Annotated in this window: 4 protein-coding genes (1 of these 4 cut by a window edge); all 4 read right to left on the reverse strand. The window is 54.3% G+C overall.

From position 1 onward, the window contains the following. A protein-coding gene (locus SELR_RS16675; protein ID WP_014431233.1) for a leukotoxin LktA like protein crosses the window boundary here: on the reverse strand, window positions 1–11,277 show its start. Its footprint begins 18,294 nt before the window's first position; the window shows 11,277 of its 29,571 coding nt (coding positions 1–11,277); it begins with the start codon at window positions 11,275–11,277; the stop codon falls past the left edge of the window. A gap of 68 nt (window positions 11,278–11,345) precedes the next feature. Further along, window positions 11,346–13,004 carry a ShlB/FhaC/HecB family hemolysin secretion/activation protein gene (locus SELR_RS16680; RefSeq protein WP_041914942.1) on the reverse strand — a complete coding sequence of 553 codons (1,659 nt, stop codon included), beginning with the start codon at window positions 13,002–13,004 and terminating at the stop codon, window positions 11,346–11,348. A gap of 198 nt (window positions 13,005–13,202) precedes the next feature. Continuing rightward, window positions 13,203–14,297: an HAD family hydrolase gene (locus SELR_RS16685; protein ID WP_014431235.1), complete on the reverse strand. Its 1,095-nt coding sequence runs from the start codon at window positions 14,295–14,297 to the stop codon at window positions 13,203–13,205. A 32-nt stretch (window positions 14,298–14,329) separates the two neighbouring features. Beyond that, window positions 14,330–16,318, reverse strand: a complete 1,989-nt coding sequence (locus tag SELR_RS18055) for a carboxylesterase family protein (protein WP_014431236.1) — start codon at window positions 16,316–16,318, stop codon at window positions 14,330–14,332. Window positions 16,319–16,411: the final 93 nt, after the last annotated feature.

The raw sequence follows: 16,411 nt of genomic DNA on the forward strand, positions 1-16,411 counted from the left end.
GGCAATGCTGCCTTTGGGGGCGATGAGTTTGACCGTGTTCCCTTTCACGCCGGTGGGATGATCCGTGGTACCGCCACTGATCCGGATATCCCCGCCGTTATTGCTGATGGTCACGTTGCCGTAGAAATTGCTGAGTTTGCCGTTGATCTCCACATCGGGAAGGGAGGTATAGGTGACACTCGACTGCTCATCAATTGCTCTCAGCCACTGGCTCTTTTCCTCGGCCGAAAGCGTCGTGTCCGCATTCACCTCTGCCCGCATCTGCTGCTTTTTGGCAGCGGTCAAAGGAATGGTGGTGGTCTGGGGACCGGAAGCTTTGTTCTCCACCAAAAGACCTGCCGCTTCGCCATTCGTTACGCCGTAAATCTCGCGGAACTTCGCTCCGTTTGTTTTGACATTGATATTGTTGATTTTTGCGTTGCCGCTGGCTGTGTTCGGCGGAATGATGTTAGCATTATAAACAATCTTGCCGCCCTGCTCGCCCATAAGGATATTGTTCAGCTTCAGATAGGCATCAGATTCGTTGGTGATGGTAACGCCGGGGGCTGCGTTGGCGCGCAGGTTCCCCGTGCCGGTAAAGTCATTGGCCGTTACATTGATATTGCCGCCGCCGGTAGCGATGTCCGGGATCTCCACAAAATATACGGGACGGCCGGTGCTGGTATAGACGTACTTCCCTTGCGCATCCTTCTCCGCCAGTCCCAGACGGATCATGTCGTCCTGAATCCTGCTGCGCTCAGCAATATAGGCCGCCAACAAATCCGCATCTGCCCCATTGTAGGACTTGATCATCTTGTCCAGTTCTGCCCAACGCAAAGCCATAGTATTGGCATAATCAAAGGTTCCCTCCTTGACGCCGTTCTTTACCCGGTTATTGGCCTTGTTGTCAGGCGCCACAAGGGTTAATCCGTTGGCTACGCTGCCTTTGATGGTCAGATTGATGGGATCGGCAGTGCCTGCGATAAGGGAGCCGGACACATTGACATAGCTGTATTTCGGCAGGGCTTCATCCGCCACAACTGCATCGGAGGTCAGGAACTTCTTATCGGTGCTGGAACCGCCCAAAGCCCAGTTCCAGAGGCTCTGGTCCTTGATGACCTCTTCCTTGCCGCCGCTGGCGATGACATTGATATCTCCGTTGGCGCGCACGATGCCGCTCACATCCACTGTTCCCTTGTCAGCGGTGATGTCATAGTTCACCCTGGGGGTGGTGATGGAAATCACCGAGTAATTGTAAGCGCCGGATTTCAGATCCGCATTCAGGTTGGAGAGGGTGCCGTCCTGTTTGGCGCCGGCGTAGAGCCCTACCTTGGAGCCGCTCTCAATATTACCTGCTACCGTCACATCGCTGGTGCGGTTCATATCGATGTTGTTCTTGGTCACGATGGGACTGATAACGCCGGCATAGACCGTACCATCCACCTGGGATTTGATCGTCTGGTTGTCATAGGCAGCCAGGAGGATATCCTCCGTGGAGGCCGCCTTTTCATTACTGAGAACTGCACCTTTCTTCACATCGACCTTATTATGGATATCCAGATCCATCTCGCTGACTGCGTCCGTGACTGCCACGACGCCGCCGCCCTTGGCCTGCACATGGTTCGTCAGATCGTTCTGGGAGGCCGCAATGTATTCCTGCAGCTTGTTGGTGGTGATCTTCGCATTTTCACCAATGGTGACCGTACCATTTTCCGTGATGTCCAGCAGGCTGCGCAGACGGTTGCCGGAAATGACACCGCCGAAATGGTCTTTCAGGGTATAACTCTGCACATCCTTGTTGCCCTTGTCATCTGTATCGTCATAGGCCCCGGTGTTGACGACATTCGACGTGCCGATATGGACACGGTCACTGGTGATTTCCGTGTTGTTCTCCACATTGGCCTTCGTGGTGGTATCAATCGTGTTGTCCACGCTGGTACCGCCCACGCCTGCTACGCCGCCATGACCTTCGGAAGCCGTCAAGCGCGTCTCGTCAGCCTGCGCCGCAATAAGGTAGACTTCACCCGCTGCCTCCCATTTACCGCCCAGAGTACTGGTGACCTTGTTGGTGGATTTGTTGTCCACATGGGCGCCCACATAGCCCACGAGACCGCCGCCACCTGCATCGGCAAAGGCCTTGCCCGTATTTTCGCCATAGGTGAAGACCTGCAGATTGTTCAGCTTGGTGAGCCCAGCTTTCCCCGTAAGGGTGCTTTCCAAGGTTTCCTTGCCGCTGATATCCGCACTGGTATTGCCCACAGCCACAGCACCCGCCGTGACGCTATAGATATAGGCCTTGCGATCCACATAGGACTCATTGTCCAGGATAAGGTCGGTGTTCGCCGCAAAAGTGCTGTTTCGCACATTGACCTTGGACGTGACATCGGTATTCAGGATCACTGCGTCGGGGGCCACCGCCGCGGCAGAGATATTATGGCCCTTGACGTTGCCTTCCAGAGTGCGGCCATTGGCATTGCCCAGCTGGGAGGCAAAGTCCACCGTCCCGGCATTGAAGGTGCCGCCGGCTACATCCACCTCGGCGCCCATATTCATGACGCCCTTGCCCCTCATCCGGCTTACGCCGAGAACTGAGACCGCAGTATTGCCCGCACTGAGTCTGCCCGTCGTGTCATTGGCTGCGCCCAGATGGAAGGATTTTGCCGAGAAGCTGCCGTTCGTGCCCGTGATTTTAGCCGCAGCAATCCCTTTGGTTATCTTTCCCTTCTCGTCCTTTTCCCCATCCTCAATGGTGGCATGGTTCACCGCCACATTGACGCCGCCGACGCCGACACCCTGGGTATGGGCTTCCAGCGCATTGGCTTTCTTGGCATCAATGGCGATGTTCCCAGCAGCGGAAATATTGTTCGTTCCGTCCAGCGTTACGCCCACATTGCTCTTATTCTCCACACTGGCAAAGGTTGTGGTAACATTCAACGCAGCAACGCCCACGCTGAGGATCTGGGATTTATGCTTGCTTTCGTCCAGCGCCTTGACGGAGACATTCTCCGCCGCTTTGATGGTGCTGCCCGTGATATTGACATCCGCAGCGCCCTTGTTGACGATACCCGCGTAGCCAACGCCCACGCCGCCCAGTGCGCCCACGGTAACCGCCGTCACCTTGACCTCTGAGCCGCTGCCCGCCTGAGTCTGCAAGGCATTGACCGCCACATTCCTGCCTTCGATGGAGGCGCCGGAAATGGACACGTCGGTGTCGTAGTTCGTATGGATGATGGCATCCGTGACGTTCACGGATGCAGCACCGGCCGCAGTGACGCCCACATTTCTCGCGAAGATGTCGCTGGTCTCCTTGGCCGTCACATTGACATCATTTCCCGCCAGCAGGGATGCATTTTTGCTGACTTCCGTATGGATGCCCTGCAGCTTGGTATATACAGCATCGTCCTGCGGCACTTCGGTTTTGGGCGTGGAAAGGTCTACGTTCACATTCCTGATCGTGTCGAGAACTTGCTTGTCCTTCGCGTTCATGCCGTAGAACTTTGCTTCGCTGTCGCCCAGGGCGCCTTTCGCATTGTTCACGTTGCTTAGATGGTTACGGATCTCATTTTGGGTGGTCTCATTGACTTCCGTTCTGCCGTTTTCATCAGCAGCATTGCTGAGTTGGGCATCCGTGATGCCCTTGTTGATGGAAGTGACCGCCACGTTGACACCCACGCCAAGGCCGCCGACAGCGACACCCGTCACGCTGCTGTCAAAAGAGCGCACTTCTTCCGCTTTTATGTCGATATCCTTCGCTGCCTCGATGGAGCCGCCTGCCACATGGGCGCTGACGCTGCTGTTGATATTGTTCAGCGCAACGGCAACCCCAGCGCCGCCGACACCGCCGGCACCCACGCCACCTGTGGCAGTTGCCGTCAGCTTATCCACAGCGTTCACATTGACATTCGCTGCTTCAAGCTCGCTCTTATTCACCACTGCTGCGGTCTCGCCAGAGGTATTGTAGATGCCCACATTGGCAGCCAGTCCTGCACCGATACCAGCAGCTAAGCTGGCCGTGACCAGGGTGTTCTTCCAGTTGTTTTCGTTCTTCGCCAGGACAGCGATATCCTTGCCATCTCCGTTGTTCTTGGCTTTCAGCCCGCTGCTATTTACCTCTGCCTTTACAGTGGATGTATCGTCGATAACGGACACACCTGCCCCTGCCGTCACGGCGGCCATGCCGGCAGCTACACTGGCAGCGATATTCTGCGTATGGCTGTTGCCGAGATGTTCCGCCTTGATTTCTGCCTTGCCGTCAAAGACAGCATTCACCTGATCCAGTTTGGCGCTTACTGTGCTCGTGTTCTTATGGCGCATAATGCTGTCGCCAGAGGCAATCCCCACCTTGCCGCCGCCTGCAGCTGCCGCAAAGGACAGGGCGGAGGAGCCATGCTTTGCCGTGGCATCCACGGTCAGGTTCTTGGCATACACGTTCTTCTTGTCGTCAGCATCCGTCGACGATATCTCTGCCTCTGTCGTGCGGTCATAGGTCTCCCAGTTGGCAGACACGCCCAAAGAGACACCCAGCGCTGCCCCGACGCCCACTGTGGGGGTGCCGGTGAAGGAACCGAAGTTCGTGTAATCTACGGCGTTTACATTTACATTGGAATATTTGCCAGCAGAATTGAACTCTGCATCCTGGATTTTGGCCGCAGTTCTCCCCTCGATGGTATTGATGTTCACCGTACCGGCCAGGTTCAGGCCTACAGTGGCAGCCGCTGCCACGCCGCCGGAAGCCTGCTGGGAAATAATGGTATGGGTGGCAGAACTGTCCACCACAATGCCGGTCTTGCTTTCCTTTTTGCGATTTTCGCTGAGGCGCTGCCGATCCGTGGTGAGGTCCAGCTTGTCCGTATTAAAGAGATTGGCATCCTGGGGCCGGGTGACTTCAATGGAACCCGTATCAGCAGCCGCAAGGGAACCGCCGCTTACCAAGGCGTTGGTATTGCCGGTTATCCTGTTGGTGGAAACGGAGGTGCCCAGAGCTGCCCTGGTGTTGGCACCGATGTTAAAGCCGCCGGCGAAATTATAAAGGCGATCGTCGCTTTGCGCCACTACGCCAACGCTGCTGCTTGCAGTGAGCTCCTGATTCTTGATGATGGCATCCACATCGTTGCCAATGTAGTTGTAGCTTCCCGAGCCGGCGGCGGTAACGTACTCGCCTACGGACACAGTTCCCCCTACCCCCACGGAATGGATATCACCATCGCCGAGGGCGCGCACCTGGGTGAGGCCGGCGTTGACCTTCGTGGTCTTCCCATCATCCGTCGCCATTTCCGCCTTGGTATCCTGATCCATGCGGTTGATGGCCAGGCCCACCGTGCCCGTGACCTTGCCGGTTATCGAGATATTGCCCACAGCGCCCACGGTGTTGATCTTGCTCTTAGTATCCGCTGCAACGTTGATGGACGGATGGGCATTTGCATTATCCTTGTTGATATTCGTATTGTTCAGGGAGGCACGGCTGTCCTTGTAGATATCCGATACGGCCGCTGCGCCCTGGAAATTGAAGTAATTTTTTCCCCATCCCACGCCCAGGCCGGCGCCTACGGTGGTGATACGGGATTTTTCCGTATCCGCCCCTTGCGTCTTGCTGTCCTTGGCAGCAACGGAGATCACGCCGGTTTCGGTGGTGGTAATGTCGGCATGGTTGATTTCAGCCCGCAGTTTCTCCTTCTTGTCATCAGAGCCGGAAGAACCGATGGCCGTATAGGCCACGGCACCGCCGATGCCCACTTTCTTGCCGCCAACGGAGATTCCTCCTGCCACGGTGGTCTTTTTCGTCAGTTCCTCTGCTGCGACGACGAGGTTTTTCAGATTATCAAGATGGGTATTTTCGCCCGTGGTCTTGCCGTCAATTAAGCTTTCGGTATTATTTGTACCACGATTGATGGCTACGGTTCCGACAGCGCCTGCAAAACTTTGGTCAACATTCACATCTACGCCGCCGGCCACGGCCAGTGCTTTGCTCTTGTTGACAGCGGTCACGTTGACAGAGCTATCCCCTGCCCCCACGATGTCCGGCATGGAGATGGTATTGCCCGTGAGATAGCTGCCGGTGGTATTGTTCAGGGAGTTATAGGCGAGGGAAAGCCCCAACGCCATGCCCTTGCCGCCGGCCACTTCACCAGCAATATTGATGATGGAGCTGGTGTTTTCCGCCTTGGCGCTAATCTGCCCTCCGGCAATGGCATCGATGCCTGCAACATTCAGGAGGGTGGATCCCTTGATGATATTATCGGCAATGGTAACCTTGACATCGTTCTTGAGGTCATTCCAACTGCCGGAGCCTGCTCCGTTGAAGGCTTTGCCGCCGATGGCAGCGCCAGCTCCCAGGGAGAAGATCAGGGATTCGCCGTTCGCTTCCCCCTTCACGGCATAGGTCGCCAAAGTGGAGTCCTTGATGTCTGCAGCAATATCGTTCTTCACATAATTATAGGCAATGCCCGCACCGGCCCCGGCTTTGCCACTCCAACCACCAGCCATGGCCGCAGTGATGGTGCGGCTATAGTTTCCGTCCAAGAGGCTCTTGGCGCTATCTTCGTCGCCTGCGGCCTCATTGACAATCTTGCCTTCATCGGTATTCTTGCTGTTATCGTCCAAAGAGGATTGGGACGAGTTCGTATCGAGATAGATTTTCCCCGTGGGGTCGATGCCTGTGTCTGCCAAGGTTTTCTTGTTCTCGGCACCTTTCTTTTGCTCCAGTTCCTTGGCCTTCTGCAGCTGCTCTTTTTTCTTCGCCGTGAGGTTTTTGACATTGGCGATCTGCTGTTTTTCGGCAGCAAGCTCCGTGTCCGTCTTGACCACAGAGATTTCCCCTGCTTTGACGCACACTTCGCCCAGCCCCAGGGTGTCCTGTGTCTCTGCGCCGGAAATATAAGCATGGACATTGTTCTTCACGCTGCCATAGGCAAAGGCTCCCTCGAAGCCGTAGCCATTGCTCCCCCCGGCTTTAGTGGCTGCCAGAGCGCCGTTGATCTGGGTGGTGCCCTTCTCCGCCTCCACCCGCACCGTGGTAAAGTCCGTGTACTTGCCGCCGCTGATGCCGCTGGCCAGATTGTTCTCCAGCTGGCTGATGGCCACGGCACCGCCTACCCCTACATTTTTAGAGTCTCCGCTGGCGGAGTTGTAGGCAAGGCCGCCAGCAATCTGGAAGTCCGTGCTGCTGGCTTCGTTGGAAAGCAGGGTAAAGAAGCTGTTCGAGGTCATCGTGTTGTCAATCAAAAGGGCATGGATATCCTGTTTCGCCCGATTGTAATAAACCACACCGGCGCCGGCGATATTTGTGCCGCTGCCCGTGGAGGCACTGGTGCCCATACCTGCTGCCACTTCGATGCCAAGCTTGGCAGCCTCGTTGGCGACGTGGGTCACATTCTGGATATCAGATTTCCGCACCAAGGAATCCACATCCCGGCTGCTGCTGTTCATGGCAAAGGTGCCGCCAATGCCCACCTTGGTGGCAGAGTCACTCTCTTTCAGGGAATGTTTGATGTTGGTACCGCCCAAGGTGATGGAACCGAGCAGATCCGTGGCAGAAAGGGAAACAGAATTTACCCCATCCTCCCCATTTTTTACGGTCACATTGTCCAGCACGGCATCCGTCCGGCCACCCAGGAAAGTCAGGGCTACGCTGCCCTCGATGCCGATGGAGGCACCTGCACTTCCCCCCGAGCCGGCCGCAGGAGCGGCATTATCAGCGGGAGCCGCCGGAGTTTCGTCCGGATTGGCAGCAGAACCTGCTTCCTGCCCTGCACCGGATGCATTCGGCGCAGCGCTCTCATTCTGGGACGTCACATTATCCTGTTCCAGATTTTCTGTGTTATTCCTGGCCTCATCCGCTCCTTCCGCGCCCTGGTTAGACCACTGGGTCCATCTCTGCGAATCCGTCCTTTCATTGGACTCTTCCGGTTCATCCTCTTGGGCAGAAGAAACAGCCTTTGCCTTGGCATCGTTCTTGATCATGCCCGTGGTCGAGGCCGAAACAGAAAGATCCTCCGTGGTGATGCTGCCCTTGCCGTTGCCACTGGTCTTAGCGCCCAGTTTACCGGCGAAGGTGCTGCCGGCAATATTCCGGGCCAGCTCCCCGTCCTGATAGATCTTTTGGGCAGCCTTTTCCACATCCGTAGTATTCCCTAAGGGCGCAGTAATTCCGCTGCCATTATCCCCCACCATGGCGATGCTGTTCACGTCATAGTTGATGATTCCCACGCCAATGCCGAAGGCCTTGGAGCTTTCACTGCCTTCCGACTCGCTGCGGGCAGAGTTATCCACATTGGTGGAATTCCCGGCTTCGAGGGAAACTTCGGGAGTCTGGATGACCGTTTCATCATCCAGGGAGACGATGTTGTTGCTGTCGCCATAGGACAGGGCCACCATGCCGGAAACGCCGAAGGAATCCCCCTTGCCGGCATTCTTGACATTGTTCTTGAGATCCATGGCGCTTCCGGCCTTGGCTTCCACGGACTCCGTCCCCGTGAGCTCGACGCCTTTCCCTGCCATGACCAAGCTGTTATTGCTGATATTCTGGAGACCTACCGTGGCGCCAATGCCCACTTTATTGTTCTCATCTTCAGCGCCATATTTGCCCTCTGCGTTGGTAGTAACATCGGAGGACAGCTTGAGGGCAGCGCCCTCCACCTTGCTCTTCTGTCCCAAAAGGACAATAGCATTGTTCTTCAGGTTATTGATGCCCACCGAGCCACCCAGGGCAAAGGTCGAAGGAGTTTCTTCCTCCGATGCGTTTTCGGCGCTCACCTCATAAGTCAGGATGCTGCTTTTATCTACTTCTTTTGTTTCGTTCAATTCTTTGCCGTTTTCATCTTTTTTCTTTTGGTCAACCTTGTAGGTTCCCATACCTGCCGCAGCATTCAAAGATGTCTCGCCATCGCCCTTGATTTGGGCAGACTTCTCCCCTTCGTTATCCAACAAAATTTTGGCGTTGTTCTTCACATTGCTGACCAACACAGCAGCACCGATCTCCACCTTTGCGTTGGCCATGGTATTATTCACCGAAAATTGCAGGCTGTCCTCCGCTTCTTTGGAAGCCGTCATAAGGGTACTGGCCGCCATGTTGACAGAGCCGTCCAGTGTCTCCGAATCCTCAACCTTCGCAGCGTTAATGACCGCATTCTTTCCGATGGTGACATTGGCATCGTTTTTGTTGGCAACGACACCTACACTGGCGCCAAGACCAAAGGCCGAGGTCTTCGGTTCATTGTTGCTGCCCCCATTGGTGCCGCTCTCATTGGTGCCTGCCACCCGGTCCACGACTTTCTGGACACCGGTCTGGGAGTCCTGGCTTTTCGTGCCCTGCGTATTGTTGACATTTTCAGAGGTGACATTCTTGAGTAGCTTGGTGGGATCGAGGGATTTTTTCTCGCTGTTCTTCTCGCCCTCGGCATCATTGTTGTCCTGCGTCTTCTGCTGGTCAGTTGACTCCGAGGTATCCTTGCCCTGGCTGCCGCCCGTATTTTCCGGAACGGTGTTGTCCACCGTCATGCTCAGCCCGGTGATATTGTTCTCCGCTTTGATGTCCACAGCGCCCGCCGTTATGGAGCGCTCCATAACCACGTCGGCGCTTGTGTCATAGTTGGCCACGCCCACATTGGAGACCACATAGCTCTTGGTTCCCACGGCGTTCACACTAACGTCAATATCACTGTTGGTGACAGACTCCACGGACACTTTGCCCTGAGCTGCCGTCAGAGCCGCTGCACTTGCCGGAGCATTCACCGTCACTTTCGCATTGGTATCGCCGCTTAGAACCGCCACACCCACTGCGGCAGAGGTGTTCTCCCCGCCGCTGGCAGTGGCTGAGAGCTCCGCTGTCGTATCTGCATTGGCAGCAATCCTGATACCGCTGCCATTTTCATCTGCCCCCGTGGCAGTAAGGCTGCCATCGATCACCACATCCGCATTGTTGTTGATGCGGGAAATCGTCACAGCAGCTACCGGCATCACCGAACTATTCGTCTTGGTATTACCATTGCTATCCTTCTTGCCATCACCTGCAGGCACAGCAAGGGACTGCTTGATCTCCACCGTAGAGGTGGCGGCAACGTCGATATTCTTGCCCGAAATAATGCTGTTTTCCCCGATTTTGATGGATGATTTGTTCTTTTTATTGGAGTAGTTGGCAAAGAGATACTTGTTCGCTGCAGCTTCCTTGCCTGCCAGCTTGTTAATGAGTCCATCAACAATGGTTTCTTCGCTCCCCAAAATGACATTCTTCAAGGTATCCGTCAAAGTCATGGGGGTGCTGTCTTCGTAAGTGCTGCTACTCTCTGCCGTAAGCTTGACGGAACTGTCGCTGCTGGCAATATTGACATTCTTCCCAACATTGACCGCAGCGGAAAGATCCGTAGAACGGTCCCGCCAGCGGATGGCGTTGGCCTCAGTCTTGTCGTTGCCGCTTTCATCTTTTTCCGGCGTGCCATCGGCTTTCAGGACAGGCTTTGTATCCTTGACCGCAGACTCCTGCTTAGCCGTCAGGATGATGTCACCGCCTGTGCCTTCAACAGCAGTAAGGCTGTTCAAACCCGCACTTGTGCCGCCTTTGATATTCACCAAGTTGGTAAAATTCAGACTTTTTGTGCTCTGAATCTTGCTCCCATCTTTGATATTGATGATGCCCGCCCCCAGCATGACGCCGCTGTGGGTGTTGATCTGCCCGCTGATATCGATGGTGCCCCCCAGGGCATAGGATCCCTGCTGAAGTTTTGTCACCGCATCCAGGGTAATCACGGCAGAATCCGTGGCATTATATAACTTGTCAAAATCCGTTTGCGTCGGTACAATGCCCGTAAACTGCCCGGCATTGATGACACCTGCTGCCCCCACCACAATCCCCTTGGGGCTCAGGAACATAAGGTGACCGTCAATATGATTATTCCGCACCGCATTGACGATGCCGTTGATATTTATCTTGTTATTGACCAGATTGGCCAGCGTGGAGGCATCCCCAAACAGGAGATTGGCAATATAGCCCTGATCCAGGCCAAATTCCTTAAAGCGATTGAAGGCAAAATTGCCATTCGTCTCCTGGGGGGTGATATTATAGACATTTCCCTCAGCAGCCACGCTATTGCCATCCTTGGTGACAATCGCAGCTTCACTGATCCCATAGGGATAGGCGAAAAATCCCGCTGCCAGCGTCAGGGAAAGAAGCAGGCGCTGCTGATCCTTTTGCCGGACTTTGGCCTGAGACTTCCTGCGTCCTCCCCTTGGTGTCCATTCCCTGTAAAGCTCTGAGGTGAGCGTCCAATCCTTATCCTCTTTTTTGATTTTATATCCGTATGCCATCATAAGCCCCCACTTTCCAGCTGTCCATCTTTTTACATCCTTGCATCATCCGGACAGCCCAGGCTCCATTAGAACGTCGCCGACAAGCTGAAGTCAATCCTTGTGCTGCTCAGATGATTTTCATAAAAGTCTTTCTTCAAGGGGAATCCCATGGTCAAGGAAGCATTCAGATGCTTATACCTGGCCGTAATCCCCCAGCCTGCACTCATCAGAGTATTATGCTCCGGTGCTGTATCCCCCGCAACTGTACCCCAGTCAAAGAAGGGGAAAAGGGAAAAATGTTTTGCCTTGTCCAAAGGGATGTGATACTCAATCCCTGCCGACAGGCCCCGTTCACCGCCGATAAAGCCCTCCTCGTAGCCCCGGACACTGTTGACACCACCGATAAAGAAACGGTCCGAGGCGGCCATATAGTCACCTGAGGCCAACTGCCCGTCCAGCCGCCCCTGCCAGAATTGACCATTCTTGTAACGCTTCTGCCAGAAGGTACTGAGACGGTAAAGCTTGGCAGTATCCGAGCCGCCGTCAATATCCTCGCGCTTTGCCAGGACCAAGGCATGTTTGTGGTAAAGTACGGAGGATTTCCCATAATGGGTGAAGGCCGCATACGGCACCACCCTCTGTATCTTATCATCCACCCATGGAACCACCCGGCCGGTTCCCTGTCCCAGTTCCGTTTCCGCCTTCTGATGGATATATTGCAGGCCTGCCTCATGGCGGGAATGCTCTGTCATATAGAAGGGGACGCGCCAGGTCAGGGAGAAGGACTGGGACTTGCCCTGAACCCCCAAAGGCTTCAGCTCCCCTTTCTTTACCTCCGTCTTATTGCCCGCATAATTAAGCTCCAGCCGCATGCCCCGGTTGGAAACAGGAACACTGTAACCGACGGCCCAGGCTTTGGTGCCCTGACTGCGGATGAAGCTGCTCCGCAGGGCATCACGATTTTTGGACAGGCTCCTCATATTGTAAAAAAGCCCTTCCCGCCAGCGTCCGCTGGTTTTGTAGCCATCGTTATCCACATATAGTGTCACCGACTGATTCTGGGGCTCAAGGGCGAGGATCTCATAGTCGGTGGTATTCTCTTTTGTGCCGGGCTTCATCACCACCCGCAGCTGCATATCATTGGTGCCGTGGAACCAGCGCAGGTCCCGATTCAGCTTGTCGATATTGGCAATCTTTTCCGGCTTTACACCCAGCCGATCCGTAATGTATTTTGACTTGGTATAACGATTTCCCTTGATGGTGATGTTCCCCGTCTTTCCCTCAATGAGATGGATCTCCACCACCCCTTCATGGATGCGCTGGGGTGGCAGTACCGCCCCGCAGGTCATAAATCCCTTATCTTTGTAGAGGCCTGTGATGCGCTCTGCCATCTCCCGCAGATCCTTCAGGGTGATCTGCCGTCCGATATAATCATCCACAACGGCCTGGATTTCCTCCTGCTTCAATATTTCCGAAGGATTCCAATTCACCTGCTTCAGTTCAAAGCGAAGCTCCGTTCCACTGTCCCCGGTAGGAGCGGCCTCGTCCTTTTCCACCTTGTTTTTCCTGGCGGCCTCGTCCTCCGCAATCTGTTCCATGACACGTTCCCGTTCCATGTCCCTGCGGTCCCGTTCCATCTGGGCCCCGGCATCCAGGCCCCCCTCACCGGCTGCGGCCCATGTTGTATGACCGCCAGCCAGCATTCCCAAAGCAACTAACAAACAAATAGAATCAGATCTTTTCATCATATTACCTCGTATATTGCAACTCTATTTTGTATTATCAGACTCTCTCCTAATCATATTATCGCATTTTCAGCGGTTTCCTTAAATAAAAGTTCCAGAATGTCACACTTTCACTTGCCATTCACCATAAATTTCTGCGCCAGATATCCCAAGACCGTTGCAATATCAGATAGCCAAACAGCACATAGGTTCCTCCTTTCAATGCAACATTTCACGTCTTACCTTATCACCATAAATAGTCTTAAATTCATCCCGCATGGAAATCGTATTCCAGCCGCGCTGCATGGCGGTTTTTTTCATTTTGTCGGCCTTGGCTGTGTTGCCCAGCTCGCGCTCCGTATCATCGCAGAGAACACAGAAGGCAGCGCTGTTGTATCGATTGTCCTGCAGGACGTACTCGAACATGCCGCTGTCGCCCATGCTGTTGCCGAAGGCCAGCACCGGCTTCTTGCCAATCTGCTTCAGAATGGAGAATATCTTCGCCGACTGCCCGTTTTCAATCAGGCGTGCGCCGGAAATCACAACCTTTTCCTGATGACGGTCGTAGAAATGCCCGTCAGGCTGATCTTTCCCCATCTTCGTGGTGGTGTACACAAAGTCCGAAGCGATGATGCGGTCAGGGGGAATGGGAATAACCCCCTCCACCAGTTCTCGCGTAGTGTCGCTTCCGCAAGCCGAATCGATATATACGGTAAAGCCGTTGTTGGTAAGGTAGGAGATGATCTCCACCATCGGCAGATAGAAGGCCTCGCCGCGTTTCAGATTCGTGAGGCCGGTCTCATTTGTCTGCATGAATTTGCGCACATAGGCACGGTACTCCTCCGGTGTCATACCCTGATATGCCTTGGTCAGATAGGCAACCAGCTGCTTGTTTTCCGCCGGGGTGAGCCCCGTCTTGTTCATGATCTTCGGCTGTACCTTTGCGGCAAATGCGGCCATTTTCTTGTCTGGCTGATAATCCTTGTCCTCCAAAGCACGGTAGAGGAACATCGTTTCCTGGAAATAAAGGGGCGCCGTTTCGCAGTAGAAGGTGCCATCCATGTCAAAGACGGCGATACGATTGGCAGCAGGGATAAAGTTTGCGCTGGTTGGGTCAGCCGCATCTTTCACAAACTGCGTGATCTTCTTCAATGTAGGCGAATCCGCATTCCAATACTGAAAATCAGCAGCTGCTGCCACATGCACAGCAGCAACTTCCTCCCGGGTGGCCGCCTGACCGATAGCAGAGCCGGCTGCCACAGACAAGGCCACCATGGCCGAAAGGACACAGGTTGACATTTTGCTTCTCTTCATCATTTTTCCCTCCAAATCATGCTGCTATATGGTTACTTGGCCAGAATCTCCAGCAGGCATGGGATCTCTGTCAGTCTATCCACAATGGTCCCGCAGCGGAACTCTTTCTCGGAAACGATGAGGGCCTGGGGGAATTCCTGCCAGTCGATGGCACCGATGCCTTTGATTTCGTTGTTGAAAAGCCGCAATTCCTCCCCATTCTGAAATTTCCGGAACAGAGTTTGCAGCGTCTCGGCGATATCCTGGTTCAGCACGCTGCCGTATACCTGCACCGCCTCGCTGTTCCCCAGGAATGTTGCTGCCACCTCCACCGTGCCGGAACCCAGATTCTCCAGCAGTGGTTTTACGTCCCAATAGAACAGATGAACTTTGTTTCCGCTCCCGGCCAATTTCTGTGCGTATTGATAAGTACCCAAAGCGTAGAATTGCTCCACCACCTTTGCCTTCGCGTCCAGAGCAGAGCTCATCGCCGTCTGCGTTTCGACATAGTCCTTTACCGCCTGCACGCCGGCTGGGTGAATCGTCTCAAGATAAACCAGGATATTGGTCAGCTCTTCTTCGATAAAGCCCTCGTATTTCTGCGCGCCCACAAAGGCTTTATATATCTGCATTTCGTCGTTGGCGATGCCGATGATATATTCAACGCCGGAGGAGACGCCCTTTTGATAAGCCTCATACACATCCACGGGAATCAGCTTCCCGTCGCGGGTTGGCGCCGACATATCCAAAACAAGTTTTTGCGCGGCTGCTTTCAGCTGTTCCGCCTTCAGCTGTAGGAGATCTGCCATGGCCGCTGACGCAGTTTCCTGCAGCAGTCTTTTGGCCAAGGTTCTGGATTTCTCCGGGGTGCCATAAGCTGCCAGAGGTGTCTCGTGGAAGATGAAAGCCCTTTGAAAAAGCCCCCTGGCCTGCTCGCAGGCCGCCAGAAGGCCGATGGACAGCGTGCCTGACTCAAAGCCCATAACGGTGATCCGCTCAGGATCCCCGCCGAAGGCGGCGATATTCTCCTTGATCCAGCGCAGCGCCGCGATCTGGTCTAAAAGACCGAGATTCAGCGCATCAGGATAGGCTTCCCCGCCGGGAACCGCCGCAAAATCAATGAAGCCAAAGATGCCAAGCCGGTAATTGAAGGTGACCCCCACAGCGTCCGGATAGATTTTGCTGAAATGCGCACCATACAGCAAGGGATCAGCGGAACCGCCATAGGAAAAATCGCCGTGATGGAAAATCACGATGACCGGCTTCTTCGCCGTTGCCTTTTTGCTGGCAGGGATGCAGATATTCAGCGTCAGGCAGTCCTCGCTTTGCCGGTGATGTTTCAGCAGCGAACCGTCATAATCCACCTGGATTGCCGATGCCCCTAAATATTTTGCCTCGAATACCTCAGCAGATTCAGGCAGCGGCTCCGGGGCTTTCCAGCGCAGCTTGCCCACCGGGGGCTTCGCATAAGGAATGCCGCAGAAATACAGGCTGTCCTTCCATTTCGTACCGACAAAGCAGCCCGTTTTCGTCTTTACGGCCAGATCGTCATCATAGGCCCCATAAATGGGCTGATTCTGCTGATTCAGTTCATCCACAAAGCTTTTTTCCGCCAGCAGATCATCAAATACGAAGCCTTGATTCCCGTCACCATATCGCTGGCGGATCCTGCGGATACGATACCAACGAAGAATCCTGCTGAAGGCAAAGACCAGCAGGGGAATCGTGATGACATACAGATACTGTCCCTCCACATATTCCAGCACATCCATGCCCATGGCCACAGCGATTTCCTGAGCGACCAAAAAAGCGAGAATGAATGCGGCAAATACCAGGAACTTGTATAGGGGCTTTTTCTGTACAATCTTGCTGAAAACGATCTTCCTTATGAATGATTCCAGCAACATGCCGCCGAAGAGACAGATTGCGACGCACAGCCACATCTCATAGCCCATAAGCTTCGGAATCTCAAAGCAGAATCCATAGCCGAGGGCCATGACGAGGGCAATCACAAAATCTTCAATCGTCAATAATTTCTTCATACGCCACCTCCCTTTACCGATCTCATATTTTTTCTCCAAAAGACATCATTTTTCCTGTTTATTTATCGAATCATCCCCTGTTTACTAACTTTG

It is taken from the genome of Selenomonas ruminantium subsp. lactilytica TAM6421, from assembly GCF_000284095.1.
GTDB lineage: Bacteria > Bacillota > Negativicutes > Selenomonadales > Selenomonadaceae > Selenomonas_A > Selenomonas_A lactilytica.